The organism is Enterobacter sp. DVT3837 (assembly GCF_056238685.1).
In genome coordinates, this window is the sequence record NZ_JBWDLA010000002.1 from 1,062,113 (window position 1) to 1,078,925 (window position 16,813).

Annotated in this window: 15 protein-coding genes; 8 read left to right on the forward strand and 7 right to left on the reverse strand. The window is 54.0% G+C overall.

Features of this window, described 5'->3' with window-relative positions:
* Position 1 precedes the first annotated feature (1 nt).
* From umuC to AC0XWG_RS20025, 4 genes are all read right to left on the reverse strand, one after another.
* The gene (gene umuC / locus AC0XWG_RS20010) at positions 2-1,264 is read right to left on the reverse strand and encodes a translesion error-prone DNA polymerase V subunit UmuC (RefSeq protein ID WP_028017343.1); all 1,263 of its coding nucleotides are present in this window, start codon (positions 1,262-1,264) and stop codon (positions 2-4) included.
* The gene (umuD, locus tag AC0XWG_RS20015; RefSeq protein WP_028017342.1) at positions 1,248-1,682 is read right to left on the reverse strand and encodes a translesion error-prone DNA polymerase V autoproteolytic subunit; all 435 of its coding nucleotides are present in this window, start codon (positions 1,680-1,682) and stop codon (positions 1,248-1,250) included. The genes umuC and umuD overlap by 17 nt, the downstream gene beginning before the upstream one ends.
* Before the next feature lie 134 nt (positions 1,683-1,816).
* On the reverse strand, positions 1,817-3,340 hold the full coding sequence (locus AC0XWG_RS20020) for an EAL domain-containing protein (RefSeq protein ID WP_475680983.1): 1,524 nt from the start codon (positions 3,338-3,340) through the stop codon (positions 1,817-1,819).
* 140 nt (positions 3,341-3,480) lie between these two features.
* Complete coding sequence (locus AC0XWG_RS20025; RefSeq protein WP_128347938.1) at positions 3,481-4,347, reverse strand: aldo/keto reductase family oxidoreductase; 867 nt, start codon at positions 4,345-4,347, stop codon at positions 3,481-3,483.
* Between the two features lie 144 nt (positions 4,348-4,491).
* Here AC0XWG_RS20025 and tcp point away from each other — a divergent pair, with 144 nt between their 5' ends.
* Positions 4,492-6,153 carry a methyl-accepting chemotaxis citrate transducer gene (gene tcp / locus AC0XWG_RS20030; protein WP_028017339.1) on the forward strand — a complete coding sequence of 554 codons (1,662 nt, stop codon included), beginning with the start codon at positions 4,492-4,494 and terminating at the stop codon, positions 6,151-6,153.
* A gap of 27 nt (positions 6,154-6,180) precedes the next feature.
* Here the strand turns inward: tcp and smrA are convergent, their stop codons facing one another.
* Positions 6,181-6,744: a DNA endonuclease SmrA gene (gene smrA / locus AC0XWG_RS20035; RefSeq protein WP_028017338.1), complete on the reverse strand. Its 564-nt coding sequence runs from the start codon at positions 6,742-6,744 to the stop codon at positions 6,181-6,183.
* A gap of 358 nt (positions 6,745-7,102) precedes the next feature.
* Entirely contained in the window at positions 7,103-8,014 is a 912-nt protein-coding gene (locus tag AC0XWG_RS20040) for a LysR family transcriptional regulator (protein ID WP_475680984.1), read from the reverse strand.
* A 175-nt stretch (positions 8,015-8,189) separates the two neighbouring features.
* On the opposite strand from AC0XWG_RS20040, the gene AC0XWG_RS20045 reads away from it, so the two are divergent.
* From AC0XWG_RS20045 to uspE, 7 genes are all read left to right on the forward strand, one after another.
* On the forward strand, positions 8,190-9,500 hold the full coding sequence (locus AC0XWG_RS20045; RefSeq protein ID WP_128347939.1) for a M20 family metallo-hydrolase: 1,311 nt from the start codon (positions 8,190-8,192) through the stop codon (positions 9,498-9,500).
* Positions 9,500-10,945 (forward strand): M20 family metallopeptidase, encoded by a 1,446-nt coding sequence (locus AC0XWG_RS20050; RefSeq protein ID WP_475680985.1) that lies wholly within the window; start codon positions 9,500-9,502, stop codon positions 10,943-10,945. The genes AC0XWG_RS20045 and AC0XWG_RS20050 overlap by 1 nt, the downstream gene beginning before the upstream one ends.
* Before the next feature lie 41 nt (positions 10,946-10,986).
* Entirely contained in the window at positions 10,987-12,513 is a 1,527-nt protein-coding gene (gene abgT / locus AC0XWG_RS20055; protein ID WP_128347941.1) for a p-aminobenzoyl-glutamate transporter, read from the forward strand.
* A 10-nt stretch (positions 12,514-12,523) separates the two neighbouring features.
* On the forward strand, positions 12,524-13,039 hold the full coding sequence (gene ogt / locus AC0XWG_RS20060) for a methylated-DNA--[protein]-cysteine S-methyltransferase (protein WP_049006287.1): 516 nt from the start codon (positions 12,524-12,526) through the stop codon (positions 13,037-13,039).
* 183 nt (positions 13,040-13,222) lie between these two features.
* Positions 13,223-13,975 carry a fumarate/nitrate reduction transcriptional regulator Fnr gene (gene fnr / locus AC0XWG_RS20065; protein ID WP_006174991.1) on the forward strand — a complete coding sequence of 251 codons (753 nt, stop codon included), beginning with the start codon at positions 13,223-13,225 and terminating at the stop codon, positions 13,973-13,975.
* 135 nt (positions 13,976-14,110) lie between these two features.
* Positions 14,111-14,305 (forward strand): hypothetical protein, encoded by a 195-nt coding sequence (locus AC0XWG_RS20070; protein ID WP_008500541.1) that lies wholly within the window; start codon positions 14,111-14,113, stop codon positions 14,303-14,305.
* 109 nt (positions 14,306-14,414) lie between these two features.
* The gene (uspE, locus tag AC0XWG_RS20075) at positions 14,415-15,365 is read left to right on the forward strand and encodes a universal stress protein UspE (RefSeq protein WP_028017332.1); all 951 of its coding nucleotides are present in this window, start codon (positions 14,415-14,417) and stop codon (positions 15,363-15,365) included.
* Positions 15,366-15,422: 57 nt separating this feature from the next.
* Here the strand turns inward: uspE and pntB are convergent, their stop codons facing one another.
* The gene (gene pntB / locus AC0XWG_RS20080; RefSeq protein WP_028017331.1) at positions 15,423-16,811 is read right to left on the reverse strand and encodes a Re/Si-specific NAD(P)(+) transhydrogenase subunit beta; all 1,389 of its coding nucleotides are present in this window, start codon (positions 16,809-16,811) and stop codon (positions 15,423-15,425) included.
* Positions 16,812-16,813 lie beyond the last annotated feature (2 nt).

Genomic DNA, 16,813 nt, shown 5'->3' on the forward strand with positions numbered 1-16,813 from the left:
TCTACCTCGCCACCGGCAAATCCGCGTACCGCGTGGTATAAGCCGGAGACAGCATCTCGCGTTTCATTGCCCAGGATTTCTCAATCCCCTGCCCGGCAAACCATATCTTCCCTTTGCCGGAATGATTGACGCTATCGATCATGTCCATCAGTGCCGCACTGTTGACGCGCAGACGGTTATCGTCAAACAAATTAAGCTGGGCGACACCCGTACTGAAAAAGTCCGCCAGCATCACCCCCGCTTTCATGTAGCGATACCCGTCAAGCCATATACGCCCCAGCGCCTCCGTGGCTGCACGGATGATATCGCGTGAGTCGTTGGTCGGCGTCATCAGGATGGTTGAAGCCTGATTGCCGTAATAAATTTCGTTGTCGGCATGAGGGCTAGTGCGCAAAAACACGCTGATAAAGCGGCAGTATTGATGCTCGCCGCGTAGTTTTTCTGCTGCACGTTCCGCGTAGGCGCAAATGGCCTGATGCATCTCTTCGTATTGCGTAATCCGGTGTCCAAACGAACGGCTACAGATAATTTGCTGCTTTGTGGGAGTAAACTCTTCCAGGTCAAGGCAGGGTTCACCGCGAAGCTCTCGCACCGTGCGCTCCAGTACCACGTTAAAATGTTTACGAATGACCCAGGATGAGGCATCCGCCAGCGCCAGTGCCGTGGAGATCCCCATCGCATTGAGTTTTTTCGTGATGCGCCGTCCAACGCCCCACACCTCGTCTACCGGTACATTCGCCAGCAGTTTGCGCTGCCGCTCGCGATCCGATAAATCCACCACGCCACCGGTACTCGACCACCGCTTGGCCGCATAGTTGGCCAGCTTCGCCAGCGTTTTTGTCGGGGCAATACCGACGCCAACCGTTAAGCCCGTATTTTTAAGTATCTGCGCACGCATCTGACGACCAAACGCTTCCAGCGACATGCAGTGGCTGACACCTGACACATTCACGAACGCTTCATCAATGGAATAGATCTCTATTGCCGGGGCAAGATCGGTCAGGGTTTGCATCACCCGGCTGCTGAGGTCGGCATAGAGTGCATAATTCGAACTAAAGACGTACACCCGGGAGGGGTAGCTCTTCTCTTTGAATTTGAAATACGGCTCACCCATTTTTATACCGAGCTGCTTTGCCTCCCGCGACAGTGAAATAATGCAGCCGTCGTTATTCGAAACTACCACGATAGGTTTCCCCTCCAGATCGGGACGGAACACCTTCTCGCAGGAGGCATAGAAACTATTCACATCAACCAGCGCGAACATGTTTATGCGTTTTGAGTGTGTGGGTAACAACCCCGAAGATTTGCAGCTCCTCTTCGGACTGAAAGGTGATCGGCTGATAGCGGACATTATGCGGCAGGAGTCTCAGGACCGGACGGGTCTGCAACTCTTTCACGGTAAATTCACCGGCGACCGACGCCACCACGATATCGCCATGTTCAGCATTTAACGAGCGATCAACCACCAGCAGATCGCCGTCGCCGATCCCGGCGCCAATCATCGAGTCTCCGCTCACCTTGACGAAATAGGTTGCACTCGGGTGTCTGACCGCCAGCCTGTTGAGATCGAGGCGATCCTCCACATAATCCTGCGCAGGGCTTGGGAAACCACAGGCAACACGCTCCAAAAATAAAGGTAATTCAATGTATTGCTTTGGATGATAAGAAAAGAGAGTGTTCATAAATGCCTTTCTCGCCACATACTGTATATAAATACAGTATTACGGATAATGCCCCAGGATCAAGGTCATTTCCGCAGACGATCCCAAACGCATTGAAGTTTGAGAGGATTTAATTCAGCAGCAGCTTCTGCAGGTTACTCCACCACCACTTTCACCTTCGGCTTCGACAACAAAATATGAATAAGCTCGGTAAACGGAACCGGTTTAAAAAAGTAGTACCCCTGCTGAAAGACGATGTTATTGCGATTGAGGTAGTCTAGCTGCGCCTTCGTCTCTACGCCTTCCGCTACAATGCTGATGGAGAGTTTACGCGCCAGATCCAGCACACAGTCGAGGATGCGGGTAGAGTCCGCATGCTCGTTCACCCGGCTGACGAAGCTATGGTCAATTTTGATATAATCAATATGCAGATCATGCAGATAAGAGAGTCCAGAATAGCCGGTACCAAAATCATCCAGTGCAATAGCGAACCCTTTTTCATGGAGCACATTCAGGGTCTGGACAAGGTTTTCATCAATATCCAGCGGTTCCCGCTCTGTCACTTCGATCACCAGGTTCAGATTTTTTCTGACGAAACTATCCTTGTACTTCAGGCACTCATCCAGGAAGGTCGGCATCGCAATGTGGGGGGCACTGAAATTCAACCCGACGTGAAACCCTTCCGGTAATTTCGTGGAAATCGCGTTCATCTGTGTCGTCACCTGCGCCATCAGGCTTTGCGTCAGAGGAACAATCAGCCCCGATTTTTCAGCAATGGGAATGAATGTAGCCGGAGAAATATAGCCCGCCTGCGGATGCTTCCATCTTGCCAGCACCTCCACGCCCCGCAACGTGCCTTCTCTGCCATTCACCACAGGCTGGTAAAACGGAACGATTTCCCCCCGGGCAATTGCGGTACGAAGTGACTCTTCAGGCAGGGTGTTTTTGTTCAGATACTTATGCAAAACGTAAGCGGCAGTACCGGAGATCAGCAGTAAAAACAGCATGATGCCTGCCCCGTGTTCGATCAGCCTTTGTACGCTAAACAGAGGAGGAAGATTATATCTGACGCTATAGGGGTAATTTCCCGACCGGGCCTGCCCGACCTGTGTTTCCTGGCGATGAGTGATGGTGAAATTGCCGGAAGCATCAAGAGCGTAACCGCCCACCACCAGTGCGTAATTAACATGCTCCAGGGGCGTACTCAGAGCGTCACGGATATGGCTATCGCTCACGCTGACCATAATTCGATTGGTGGCAAAGTGGGTCTGAAATAACAAAACAGGTCGTCCGTTTACCGTATCGCTCGCCGGCGTGAGCAGTAATTCTGAAAAAGGTATATCATTAATATTTAATAATAAAATACGATTCCCCGGCAGAGATGAACACCAGGGTTGCCCCTTTTTCAGAATAACGATGGTTCTGAGATGGGGTTGCAGAGCGGCCTCCGTACCAAGCTGATACTGCCCATCTGCATCACATCCCTTCGCAATAATTTCCGTCGCGGTTCTGGCTGCAACCCGTGCTTCATCAAGAATGGCATTGATATTGTTAACGGCGTATCTGGCTCCCGACGAGCTATCAACCCGAGCTGAATACCAGAGCTGTATATTGAGGATAAAAACGCCAGCAATAAAAATAGCCACTGCTGTTATGACAGGAATAAAGACATTGCGCATTGCCGTCTCAACTGTACTTAGCATTATCAGTACAAAGAGCATGGTCGACAACATTAAAAAAAACCACTGAAAAAAGAGACAAATCTCAGGGTGTTGCAAACAAAAACCCGGAATTTTTCCGGGCTTTGCTTATATCAGGTTTAGTCCACCAGCGAATTTAGCGTTTTCACGGCTTCAGGCGGTAGGTGCAGTGCCCCCGCCGCAAGGTTTTGCCGCAGATGCGTCACGGAAGAGGTTCCGGGGATCAGCAAGATGTTCGGGGAACGTTGCAACAACCACGCCAGCGCCACCTGCATTGCCGTTGCGCCCAGTGAATCAGCAACGGCCTGCAGCCCGGAAGATTGCAGTGGCGTAAAACCTCCGAGCGGGAAGAACGGTACATACGCAATGCCCTGCTGTGCCAGCCCATCCACCAGCGCATCGTCCTCCCGGTTTACAATGTTGTACATGTTCTGCACGCACACCACCGGCACCATCTTCTGCGCTTCCGCAACCTGAGTGGCCGTCACATTGCTCAGACCAATATGACGCACCAGCCCTTGCTGTTGTAACTCTGCCAGGGTGGAAAGCGGTTCCGCAATCGCCCCTTCCGCAGGCCCGTGTGTGCTGAACATAATTCGCAAATTCACCACGTCCAGCACGTCAAGCTGCAGATTACGCAGGTTGTCATGCACCGCCTGAGTCAGTTCCTGCGCGGAAAAGGCCGGCAGCCAGGCACCTTTACTGTCGCGACGGGCACCGATTTTGGTCACGATAGTCAGATCGTCCCGGTAAGGATGAAGTGCTTCTCGGATCAGCTGATTGGTAATATGCGGACCATAAAAATCACTGGTATCAATGTGGTTCACCCCCGCCGCGACGGCTTCACGTAGCACCTCCAGCGCGGCCAGCTTATCCTTCGGTGGACCAAAGACGCCCGGCCCGGCGAGCTGCATCGCGCCATAGCCCAGTCGTTTAACCGTCCGCGTCCCGAGCGCGTACGTCCCGCTTTTATCAATGCTGCTCATGTTAACCTGCCTCATAAAAATGATCCGGATTTACAACAGGTTCCCTGAGAGAACCCTTGGTTAAGCGCGAGTTAAATTAAAGTTTAAATTCTCTACGACGATAGTATTGGAGTACCCCTGCATTTTCTCTAACGGACGACCGCTATGCTGAAAAACCTGCACGTGATTACCGGTATTATCTTTGCCCTCACCATATTCTGTCTGTTGCAAGTTGTCACGGGAGGGTTGTTCTACTCTGCTGTCAGCAACGATCGCCATAACTTCCAGAACTCCGGGGTGCTCAATGCCCAACAGGAGAGTCTGAGCGACAGCGTGAACACGCTGGTGAAAACCCGCGTCACCGTCACCCGCGTGGCGATCCGCTACCTGAAAAACCAGCGTGACCCGGCTTCCCTTGCGGCGATAAACAAACTGCTTGGCACCGCAGGCGACTCGCTGGCAAAAGCCGAAGCCTACAACAAAGAGTGGCAGAAACTGCCGCAGGTTAAGGGTCAGGATGCGGCATTAACCGACGAAATGCAGAAGTCCTGGAACCAGATGCACGAAGTGATGCGTTTATCGATTGAGTACCTGCGTGCCGATAACTACCAGGCCTATGGCGATCTGGACGCTCAACAGGCCCAGGACGATATGGAAGCGGTCTATAACCGCTGGCGTGCCGAAAACAACACCCTGCTGAAGGCCGCAACGGAAGAGAACCAGAGCAGCTTTACCCAAATGCAATGGACGCTGGCGGCTATTTTGCTGGCCGTTATCGCGGTACTGGTAGTGATCTGGCAGGGCTTACAACATCTGCTGTTAAAACCCCTCAACACCATTATGAACCATATTCGCGCGATTGCGGGCGGCGATCTGACGCAGGATATCGTCATCACGGGTCGCAATGAGATGGGTCAACTGGCCGCAGGTCTGCAGGATATGCAGCAGTCGCTGGTGACCACCGTCAGCGCCGTACGTGGGAGCACTGACTCCATCTACACCGGCGCTGGCGAAATTGCCGCAGGCAGCAACGATCTTTCCGCCCGCACCGAGCAGCAGGCCTCCTCGCTCGAGGAGACCGCCGCCAGCATGGAAGAACTGACCGCAACGGTTAAACAGAACTCCGATAACGCCCGTCAGGCTACGCTACTGGCGAAAAACGCCTCTGAAACCGCAGCCCGTGGCGGTCACGTGGTGGATAACGTTGTTCGCACCATGACCGAAATTGCTGACAGTTCGCAGCAAATTGCGCACATTACCGGCGTGATTGACAGCATCGCTTTTCAGACGAACATTCTGGCACTTAACGCAGCGGTGGAAGCTGCTCGTGCCGGGGAGCAGGGTCGTGGTTTTGCGGTTGTGGCAGGCGAAGTCCGTACGCTGGCGAGCCGCAGTGCGCAGGCGGCGAAAGAGATCAAAGGGCTTATCGAAAACTCCGTCAGCCGGGTGAATACCGGTTCTGAGCAGGTTAGCGAAGCAGGCACCACCATGAAAGAGATTGTCGCTGCCGTTACCCGTGTGACCGATATTATGGGTGAGATTTCGTCGGCATCCGATGAACAGAGCCGTGGTATCGAACAGGTAAGCCTGGCCGTTTCACAGATGGACAGTGTGACACAGCAAAACGCCGCGCTGGTGCAGGAGTCCGCCACGGCGGCGGCGGCGCTGGAAGATCAGTCTGAACAGCTGCGCCAGGCAGTGGCGGCATTTCGTCTGAACGGCAAAGAAAAAGTCGCAGCCCCGCGCCCGGCCAATGTGAAGACACCGCAGTTGCTGCGTCCGGCAACGACAACCGCCTCTACCGACAGCAACTGGGAAACGTTCTAAGTCTATGGCGGGCGAGGCTATCGCCCGCTAGCGGCTGCGCTTGGCGTGCCGCTCCCAGTTTTCCTGTTTCGCTTCATCGGATTTTCGTAGCGAAACATAACATGCCCCGCTGCCGCCGTGATGCGGCAGCGCCACGCAGAAAGCCTGCACTTCCTCAAACTCGGTTAACCAGCGCGCCAGATAGCTGCGCACCACATTAGGATGGGAGTTCTGCTCACGCCCTTTCCCGTGAATGATGATCAGGTTACGTAACCCGTCACGTCCGGCCTGGCGAATAAAAGAATACAGCATCTGACGGCAGCGTTCGGCGGGCTGACGTAAGAGATTTAAGCTGGCCTGGCGGGCATATTTACCCGTGCGTAGCTTATCAATAACGCCCTGCTGCACCCCTTCGCGCTGGAACGCCAGCGCCTCTTCAAGGGGCAGAAGTTCCAGAAAGCCCAGGGTCAGGAAGTTATCCAACTGTTCGGTATCCATCTCCTGGCGCGACCGCGTATTGCGGCTTGGCTGCCAGTGAATATCCGGGCTGCGCTTCAGGGGCTGGACATCCTCCATGGCGTCAAGAAAAAAGGATTTGTCGTCAGGGTTCATGGATATCCTCCGGCTACATCTGAGGACTGTACTATACCTGTGCCAGACAGGGGCCTCAATAACCGTTATACCGCGAGGTATGGTATAAATATTAACCTGATGAATAGATATAATAATCCCCCCACAGACTTAAATCACACTTAACTAAAATTTTAGCAAAGATAAAATAAGTGATTTGTGTTAAAAATTCGTGAAATCAATCACTCACCCGCCTTTCAATTTTCAGGAAAGGTGTTATAACTAAATAAACCTGCCCCATGGATATAACACTCAGGATCTGCGAAAGGACGCACTGCTGTGTGTACTGTAGGGTCTGTCTGATGTCGGGCAGACCCTGTTTTTTTTTATTATATAAACTTCACTCTACAACTATTTTTCTCACTTCTCTTCTGAATTGCGTTATTAACGATTCGGCAAGAGGCGTCTGACGTGAATCACGGCGCTGAACTAAATAATATGCCGCTTTTGGAAGCGACTCGATAACCGGGATCATGACCAGACGGTGCGCCAGCAGCGGGTCACAGCCCAGTTCCAGTGGCAATATACTTAAAAAATCACTTTGCGCGACAAGGCTAATACAGGAAGTAAACGTTTCACAGACCACACCAATCCGCGGTATTTGTGAGCGATGGTTAAATACATCCTCTAATTGCTTATAATAACTTCCCCGTGGCGTCGGCATTGTCCAGTTATAATGCAAAAGTTCATTAATAGAGGTTGCTCCTGTCGCCGGATGCCCTTTCCGGCAAAATACCGCAAACGGTTTTTCGAACAGCTTTTCAAACGTAAATTCATGGTCGTAAGGTCCCTGATAATAGGTGTTGATGGTAAAGTCCAGTTCCCCCTGGCGTAGTTCATTGATCATCGACACCAGTTGCCCTTCCATAATCCGGACTTTGACCTGCGGGTGCTGCGCATGAAAGCGGGTGATGACGGCGGGCATGAGGCTGCGTGAAACACTGGCCCCCATCCCAATGTTGATTTGCCCGGCCAGTTCCCCCTGCCGCTGGCGAATGTCATCCTGCGCCGCACGTAACTCTTCCAGAATCAGCCTGGCGCGCGGGTAAAAACCTTCGCCACATTCGGTCAACGCCACGCCCTTACTCCTGCGCACAAAAAGCTGCGCCGCCATGCCTTCTTCCAGCTCTTTGATGGATTTGGTCAGCGCCGGTTGTGACAGATTGAGCGCCCTGCTGGCACCACGAATACTGCCCTGGCGCGCGACTTCAACAAACGCCCGGATTTGATGAAATTTAATCTGAAATGACATAGCCCGACCGATAACCGTTGTTTATCAGAGTAAAGAAACTGTCATCTACTTTAATAGAAAGGGATGTGCGAGGGTAATTCCTGAACGGTTAAAACTGTGAAAAAACGGTTAGTGATAAGTAAAAACTATCACATCGTGAAGCAGTTCACATATTTTAATGATAACAGGAACAGATATGGACACACTGGCGCAATACATCCAGACATTAACGCCGCAGCTAAGGGCATGGCGTCGCGATTTTCACCATTTTGCAGAATCCGGCTGGGTGGAGTTTCGTACCGCCGCGAAGGTCGCGGAAATCCTTGACTCAATGGGTTACGAACTGGCGATGGGCCGCGACGTAGTGGATGCCGAAAGCCGTATGGGGCTGCCTGATGACGCCACCCTTGCGCGGGAGTTTGACCGAGCCCGTGCACAAGGCGCGCCTGAGAAATGGCTCGCGCCGTTTGAAGGCGGATTTACCGGGATTGTAGCGACCCTCAATACCGGCCGACCAGGGCCGACTCTGGCGTTTCGCGTGGACATGGATGCCCTTGATTTAAGTGAAGCGCTCGACGACAGCCACCGCCCGTATCGCGACGGATTTGCCTCCTGCAATCCTGGGATGATGCACGCCTGCGCGCACGACGGCCATACCACCATTGGTCTGGGACTGGCACAGGTGCTTAAGCAGAGTGAATCACAACTCAATGGTACCCTCAAACTGATCTTCCAGCCTGCCGAAGAAGGGACGCGCGGCGCACGCGCCATGGTCGCTGCCGGAGCGCTGGACGACGTGGACTATTTCACGGCCATCCATATTGGTACCGGCGTGCCTGCCGGTACGGTTGTCTGCGGCAGCGATAACTTTATGGCGACGACCAAGTTCGACGTGAACTTTACCGGCGTTGCCGCACACGCAGGCGGTAAACCGGAGGACGGGCGTAACGCTCTGCTCGCCGCGGCGCAAGCCGCCATCGCCCTGCACAGCATTGCACCGCACAGCGAAGGTGCATCCCGGGTGAACGTTGGGGTAATGCAGGCGGGCAGCGGACGCAACGTGGTGCCTGCCAATGCGATGATCAAGGTTGAAACCCGCGGCGAAAGCGAAGCCATTAATCAGTATGTCTTTGAACGGGCACAGTCTGTTATTACCGGCGCGGCGGCACTCTATGGCGTGACGGCCGAGATACGCCTGATGGGAGCCGCCACCTCCAGCGCCCCCACCCCCGCCTGGGTCGATTATCTGCGCGAGCAGGCAGGCCAGGTGTCCGGCGTGGTGCATGCCATTGATAACGTTAAAGCCCCGGCGGGTTCCGAAGACGCCACGTTAATGATGGCCCGCGTGCAGCAGAACGGCGGCATGGCGTCATATATGGTGTTTGGCACGAATTTGAGCGCCGGACATCACAATGAAAAATTCGACTTTGATGAGCAGATAATGGCTGTTGCCATCGAAACGCTGGCGCGGACTGCGCTTAATTTCCCGTGGACGCGAGGTGTGTGATGCAGGAGAACTACGCTTTTATTGCCGATGCGATCGACACGCGATGTCGGATGTTAACCGATATTGCCGACGAGATTTGGGATCATCCCGAAACGCGTTTTGAAGAGTTCTGGTCAGCTGAACGGCTCGCCAGTGCGCTGGAGGCCGAAGGCTTCACGCTAACCCGTGAAGCGGGTGGCATTCCGAATGCCTTTATCGCCAGCTTCGGCAGCGGGAAACCGGTTATCGCTCTGCTGGGCGAATACGACGCGCTGGCCGGCTTAAGCCAGCAGGCGCACTGTGCAGCAGCGCAATCCGCCACGCCGGGAGCTAACGGCCACGGCTGCGGGCATAATCTCTTAGGTACCGCAGCATTTGCGGGGGCAATGGCGGTAAAAAGCTGGCTGGAACAACACCGTGGTAGCGGAACAGTGCGTTTTTACGGCTGCCCCGGTGAAGAAGGCGGCTCCGGAAAAACCTTTATGGTGCGTGAGGGTCTGTTTGATGACGTCGATGCCGCCGTCACCTGGCACCCGGACGCGTTTGATGGCATGTTTAACGTCAGTACGCTGGCCAACATTCAGGCCGCCTGGCGTTTTCACGGCGTGGCGGCGCATGCGGCCAACTCTCCCCATCTTGGACGCAGCGCGCTGGACGCCGTGACACTGATGACTACTGGCACCAACTTCCTTAACGAACACATCATCGAAAAAGCGCGCGTCCATTACGCCATTACCGATACCGGGGGCATTTCACCCAACGTGGTGCAGGCGCAGGCCGAAGTGTTGTACCTGATCCGCGCCCCGGAGATGGCCGACGCACAACAAATCTATGAACGCATTGGGAAAATCGCTCAGGGCGCAGCGATGATGACCGAAACCACCGTCGAGTGTCGCTTTGATAAAGCCTGCTCCAGCTACCTGCCGAACCGTACGCTCGAGGCGGCGATGTATCGCGCAATGCAGCACTACGGTACGCCCGAATGGACCACCGAAGAGCGCGATTTTGCCCGCGAGATCCGCGCCACGCTGACGCCAAACGATCTGCAAAACAGTCTGAAAAATATTGCTGCAACAGGCGGGGAAGCCGGTAAAGCCTTTGCCCGCCGCCACCAGGAGACGTTGCTGGTGGACGACGTCGCACCGTATGCCATTACTGACAACGTGCTGGCGGGTTCAACCGACGTGGGCGACGTCAGCTGGAAAATGCCGGTCGCCCAGTGCTTCAGCCCCTGCTTTACCGTCGGCACGCCGCTGCACACCTGGCAACTGGTCGCTCAGGGGCGTACCTCCATTGCCCATAAAGGCATGCTGCTGGCCGGAAAAGTGATGGGGGCTACCGCGCTAAATCTGCTGCAGGATGCAGAACTGCTGAAAAAATGCCGGGAAGAGTTCGAACAACAAATACAAGAAAAACCGTACGTGTGTCCGATCCCACAAGATGTGACACCGTCACCTTTAAAATAAAAAAACACAACACAACAACACAATAGTCACGAGGAACGCCCATGAGTATGTCATCCATACCTTCGCATTCCCCATCCGGTAAGCTCTATGGCTGGGTTGAAAGGATCGGCAATAAAGTACCGCACCCTTTCCTGCTGTTTATCTATCTGATTCTGATTTTAATGGTCGCCACTGCCGTGCTCTCCGCCTTCGGCGTCAGCGTGCGAAGTCCGGCTGACGGCAGCCTGGTGGCGGTAAAAAACCTGCTCAGCGTGGAAGGGTTGCACTGGTTTTTACCCAACGTCATCAAAAACTTCAGCGGTTTCGCCCCGCTTGGTGCCATTCTGGCGCTGGTTCTGGGTGCAGGGCTCGCGGAGCGCGTAGGACTGTTACCGGCCCTGATGGTGAAAATGGCCTCTCACGTCAGCGCACGTTACGCCAGCTATATGGTGCTGTTTATCGCCTTCTTCAGCCATATCTCTTCCGATGCTGCGCTGGTCATTATGCCGCCCATGGGCGCGCTGATTTTCCTCGCAGTCGGACGTCACCCTGTAGCGGGTCTGCTGTCGGCAATTGCGGGTGTCGGGTGCGGTTTTACCGCCAATCTGCTGATTGTCACTACCGACGTACTGCTCTCTGGCATCAGTACGGAGGCGGCGAAAACTATCGACCCCGCGATGCATGTCAGCGTCATCGATAACTGGTACTTTATGGCAAGCTCGGTCATTGTCCTGACGATTGTCGGCGGGCTGATAACCGATAAGATCATCGAACCGCGTCTGGGAAAATGGGAAGGTCGCAGCGATGAAAAGCTGGAAACCCTGAGCAAAGAACAGCGCTTCGGCCTGCGCGTGGCGGGCGTGGTCTCGCTGGCCTTTATCGCCCTGGTGGCGCTAATGGTGGTGCCGGAAAGCGGTATTCTGCGCGATCCGGTCAAACATACCGTACTTCCCTCACCCTTTATTCAGGGTATTGTGCCGCTGATTATTCTGTTTTTCTTTGTCGTTTCGCTCGCCTACGGCATCGCTACCGGCAAGATTCGCCGTCAGGGCGATCTGCCGCAGCTGATGATCGAGCCGATGAAAGAGATGGCGGGCTTTATCGTGATGGTTTTCCCGCTGGCTCAGTTCGTCGCCATGTTTAACTGGAGCAACATGGGCAAATTTATGGCCGTCGGCCTGACCGACGCGCTGGAGGCTGCCGGGTTAAGCGGCGTCCCGGCGTTTGTCGGTCTGGCGCTACTGTCATCCCTGCTGTGCATGTTCATCGCCAGCGGATCGGCCATCTGGTCAATTCTGGCCCCGATATTCGTGCCGATGTTTATGATGCTGGGGTTCCACCCGGCATTTGCCCAGATTCTGTTCCGCATCGCTGACTCCTCCGTCATCCCGCTGGCGCCGGTATCACCGTTTGTTCCGCTGTTTTTAGGCTTCCTGCAGCGCTATAAACCTGAAGCCAAACTGGGTACCTACTATTCGCTGGTTTTGCCCTACCCGCTTATCTTTTTAGGAGTATGGCTGGTCATGCTGGTGGCGTGGTATCTTGTCGGCCTGCCAATTGGACCGGGGATCTACCCGAGGCTGAACTAAAGGAACGAGGATGCTGAGATTACTCGAAGATAAGATTGCGACGCCGCTTGGGCCGCTGTGGGTGATCGCGGACGAGCAGTTTTGTCTGCGTGCCGTTGAGTGGGAAGAGCACAGCGATCGCATGGAAGATCTGCTCGATATTCATTACCGCTCACAGGGGTATGAACGTATCAGTGCCACCAACCCTGGTGGACTGAGCGACAAGCTTGCGGCGTACTTTGAGGGCGATCTCAGCAGCATCGACACCCTACCCACCGCCACGGCCGGAACACCGTTCCAGCGCGAAGTGTGGCAAGCGCTGCGGACTATCCCGTGCGGACAGGTCATGCATTATGGCCAGCTCGCGGAGCAGTTAGGCCGCGCCGGGGCGGCACGCGCAGTGGGTGCCGCGAATGGCTCCAACCCGGTCAGCATCGTGGTGCCCTGCCATCGAGTGATTGGCCGCAACGGCACCATGACGGGGTATGCCGGAGGCGTACAGCGCAAAGAGTGGTTACTGCGTCACGAAGGGTATCTTCTGCTGTAAATCCCAGGCTTTTTGTGCTTAATTTTCTACCGGTTAGGCTAAAAATCCATAATCAAGCTGTGGAATTTCAAGGAGATGGCAGCACATTGCCGTCTCTTGTTCTTATTGAGAGTTTGCCAGGCTTACGTACTTACCAAAAAGATGTTAAAATTGACCAATATCAATTAAGGCTTGAGCAAACCTATGATCCCGGAAAAGCGAATTATACGACGCATTCAGTCTGGCGGTTGTGCTATCCATTGCCAGGATTGCAGCATCAGCCAGCTCTGTATCCCGTTTACCCTGAATGAGCATGAACTTGATCAGCTTGATAATATCATCGAGCGCAAAAAGCCTATTCAGAAAGGGCAGACGCTGTTTAAAGCGGGAGACGAACTGAAATCGCTCTATGCTATCCGTTCTGGCACCATCAAGAGCTACACCATCACCGAACAGGGTGATGAGCAGATCACCGGCTTCCATCTGGCGGGTGACCTGGTTGGCTTTGATGCCATCGGCACTGGCCACCACCCGAGCTTTGCTCAGGCACTCGAAACCTCTATGGTTTGCGAAATCCCGTTTGAAACTCTGGATGACCTGTCCGGAAAAATGCCTAATTTGCGCCAGCAGATGATGCGCCTGATGAGCGGTGAGATCAAAGGCGATCAGGACATGATCCTGCTGCTTTCCAAAAAGAATGCAGAAGAGCGCCTGGCTGCGTTTATCTACAACCTCTCCCGTCGCTTCGCTGAGCGTGGTTTCTCTCCACGCGAATTCCGTCTGACCATGACGCGTGGCGATATCGGCAACTACCTGGGCCTGACCGTGGAAACCATCAGCCGTCTGCTGGGCCGTTTCCAGAAAAGCGGTATGCTGGCTGTTAAGGGTAAATACATCACGATCGAAAACGGCGAAGCACTGGCCGTTCTTGCCGGGCACGCCCGTAACGTGGCATAAAGCCCATATGTATATTGCCAGACCAATAAATTTTCTTGATTTATTGGTCTGGCATATTAACACTTCCGTTATCTGACATTTTCACCGTAGCACGTCCCCACACAGCGCCCAAAAGGTTCTCGTTGAGGTTATGAATTGAGAGAAAGTTTATTTTTCGTTTCAGTCGTGATTGCCTCAGTGACCTTTATCTTCATCTGGATCATGCTTGTCGGCCCGATGAAGGGGGAGGAAAAAACCTACGTTCAGGATTCCACGACCTTTGCGATAGCAGTGATGGTGTTGCTGTTTATTGCATTTATTGCGGTGACAACGACCGTTCTTTTCCTCTGATAATTTTTCATGAATTATTGATCTGGCAAAACCTCCCCCCTGTTTCATTCAGGATATATAGGTTACTCTTTTAATTACAGACTGTGGTGACAGTAGTAAGGAGACCTGTATGGCAAAGTATCAAAACATGCTGGTAGCTATCGATCCGAATCAGGACGATCAGCCGGCATTACGACGTGCTGTGTATTTACATCAACGGATTGGCGGCAAAATCAAAGCGTTTTTGCCGATCTATGACTTCTCATATGAGATGACCACCCTTCTGTCGCCTGACGAGCGCACCGCTATGCGTCAGGGAGTGATCAGCCAGCGTACCGCGTGGATCCGCGAACAGGCGAAGTATTACCTGGAAGCGGGAGTTCCTATTGATATTAAGGTGGTCTGGCATAACCGACCTTTCGAAGCCATTATCCAGGAAGTCGTTGCCGGTGAGCATGACCTGCTGCTGAAGATGGCGCACCAGCACGACAAGCTGGAATCCGTGATCTTCACCCCTACCGACTGGCATCTGCTGCGTAAATGCCCTTGCCCGGTCTGGATGGTGAAAGACCAGCCGTGGCCTGAAGGCGGTAAGGCCGTCGTGGCAGTCAATCTCGCCAGCGAAGAGGATTACCACAATGCGCTGAACGAGAAGCTGGTTAAGGAGACAATCCAGCTCGCTGAACAGGTCAACCACACCGAAGTGCATCTGGTTGGCGCGTATCCGGTGACGCCGATCAATATCGCCATTGAACTGCCTGAATTTGACCCGAGCGTGTATAACGACGCCATCCGTGGTCAGCACCTGTTGGCCATGAAAGCGCTGCGCCAGAAATTCAGCATTGATGAGAAAATGACCCACGTGGAAAAAGGGTTGCCTGAAGAGGTTATCCCGGATTTAGCCGAACATTTGCAGGCCGGGATTGTCGTGCTGGGCACCATTGGTCGAACCGGTATTTCTGCCGCATTCCTCGGCAATACCGCCGAACAGGTGATCGACCATCTGCGTTGTGACCTGCTGGTCATTAAACCGGATGAGTACCAGACGCCGGTTGAGATGGACGACCCGGAAGACGATTAAACAGCGTTTGGGGATAAAAAAGCCGCCAGAATTGGCGGCTTTTTCATTTAGTACAACTTACAGCGCTTTCAGAATAGCATCCACGCTGGCTTTGGCGTCGCCAAACAGCATATGGGTGTTCTCTTTGAAGAACAGCGGGTTCTGAACCCCGGCATAGCCAGTGTTCATGGAGCGTTTGAAGACAATGACGTTCTGCGCCTTCCACACTTCCAGAACCGGCATACCGGCGATTGGGCTACGCGGATCGTCCTGCGCCGCCGGGTTAACGGTGTCGTTAGCACCGATGACCAGCACGGTGTCGGTCTCGGCGAAATCATCGTTGATCTCGTCCATTTCCAGCACGATGTCGTAAGGCACTTTCGCTTCCGCCAGCAGTACGTTCATGTGACCTGGCAGACGCCCTGCCACCGGGTGAATACCAAAGCGAACCTTGATCCCGCGCGCGCGCAGCTTCTCAGTGATCTCCGCGACCGGATACTGAGCCTGTGCTACCGCCATGCCATAGCCTGGGGTGATAATGACTGAATGCGAGTTTTTCAGCATATCAGCAGTATCTTCCGCGTTAATCTCGCGGTGCTCACCCACTTCTTCGTCAGAACCCGTCGAGGAACCATCAGAACCAAACCCACCGGCGATAACGCTGATGAACGAGCGGTTCATCGCCTTACACATGATGTAAGACAGGATCGCACCGGAAGAACCCACCAGCGCACCGGTGACGATCAGCAGGTCGTTGCTCAGCATAAAACCTGCCGCCGCAGCCGCCCAACCGGAGTAGGAGTTCAGCATGGAGACAACCACTGGCATATCCGCACCACCGATGGAGGCTACCAGGTGCCAGCCGAATGCCAGCGCAATGATGGTCATCACCAGCAACGCCAGTACCTGCAGACCCACGCTTTCGGTACGCACGAAGACCACCAGCAGCACAAACGACACCACCAGCGCCGCCAGGTTCAGCTTATGACGGTTTGGCAGCATCAGCGGTTTAGACGAGATCTTCCCGCGCAGTTTACCGAACGCAACAATGGAGCCGGTGAAGGTGACCGCACCGATGAAGATTCCGAGGAACACTTCCGTCAGGTGGATGTTCACCAGAATCGGTTCCAGACCCGGGGTGTGGTACAGGTAGCTGTTGAAGCCTACCAGCACCGCCGCCAGACCGACAAAGCTGTGCAGAATCGCAACCAGCTCCGGCATCTCGGTCATTTCAACGCGTTTCGCCAGACGAATACCAATCGCACCACCGATGATCATCGCCACCAGGATCCACGCAACGTTGCCGGTGTCCGGCCCAAAGATGGTGGCAATCAGTGCAATCGCCATCCCGGCGATACCAAAGTTATTACCCTGCTGAGACGTTTCGTGTTTGGAAAGCCCCGCCAGACTGAAAATAAACAGGATTGCAGCAACAATGTATGCGGCTGTCACTAATCCTCCAGACATAT

What these genes read in the sequence shown, in the direction of transcription:
- AC0XWG_RS20025 (WP_128347938.1), bottom strand. Translation starts at nt 4,347, where the DNA reads ATGAGCAGCATTGATAAAAGCGGGACGTACGCGCTCGGGACGCGGACG.
- ogt (WP_049006287.1), top strand. Translation starts at nt 12,524, where the DNA reads ATGCTGAGATTACTCGAAGATAAGATTGCGACGCCGCTTGGGCCGCTG.
- AC0XWG_RS20045 (WP_128347939.1), top strand. Translation starts at nt 8,190, where the DNA reads ATGGACACACTGGCGCAATACATCCAGACATTAACGCCGCAGCTAAGG.
- umuD (WP_028017342.1), bottom strand. Translation starts at nt 1,682, where the DNA reads ATGAACACTCTCTTTTCTTATCATCCAAAGCAATACATTGAATTACCT.
- AC0XWG_RS20040 (WP_475680984.1), bottom strand. Translation starts at nt 8,014, where the DNA reads ATGTCATTTCAGATTAAATTTCATCAAATCCGGGCGTTTGTTGAAGTC.
- AC0XWG_RS20020 (WP_475680983.1), bottom strand. Translation starts at nt 3,340, where the DNA reads ATGCGCAATGTCTTTATTCCTGTCATAACAGCAGTGGCTATTTTTATT.
- tcp (WP_028017339.1), top strand. Translation starts at nt 4,492, where the DNA reads ATGCTGAAAAACCTGCACGTGATTACCGGTATTATCTTTGCCCTCACC.
- pntB (WP_028017331.1), bottom strand. Translation starts at nt 16,811, where the DNA reads ATGTCTGGAGGATTAGTGACAGCCGCATACATTGTTGCTGCAATCCTG.
- uspE (WP_028017332.1), top strand. Translation starts at nt 14,415, where the DNA reads ATGGCAAAGTATCAAAACATGCTGGTAGCTATCGATCCGAATCAGGAC.
- AC0XWG_RS20050 (WP_475680985.1), top strand. Translation starts at nt 9,500, where the DNA reads ATGCAGGAGAACTACGCTTTTATTGCCGATGCGATCGACACGCGATGT.
- fnr (WP_006174991.1), top strand. Translation starts at nt 13,223, where the DNA reads ATGATCCCGGAAAAGCGAATTATACGACGCATTCAGTCTGGCGGTTGT.
- smrA (WP_028017338.1), bottom strand. Translation starts at nt 6,744, where the DNA reads ATGAACCCTGACGACAAATCCTTTTTTCTTGACGCCATGGAGGATGTC.
- umuC (WP_028017343.1), bottom strand. Translation starts at nt 1,264, where the DNA reads ATGTTCGCGCTGGTTGATGTGAATAGTTTCTATGCCTCCTGCGAGAAG.
- abgT (WP_128347941.1), top strand. Translation starts at nt 10,987, where the DNA reads ATGAGTATGTCATCCATACCTTCGCATTCCCCATCCGGTAAGCTCTAT.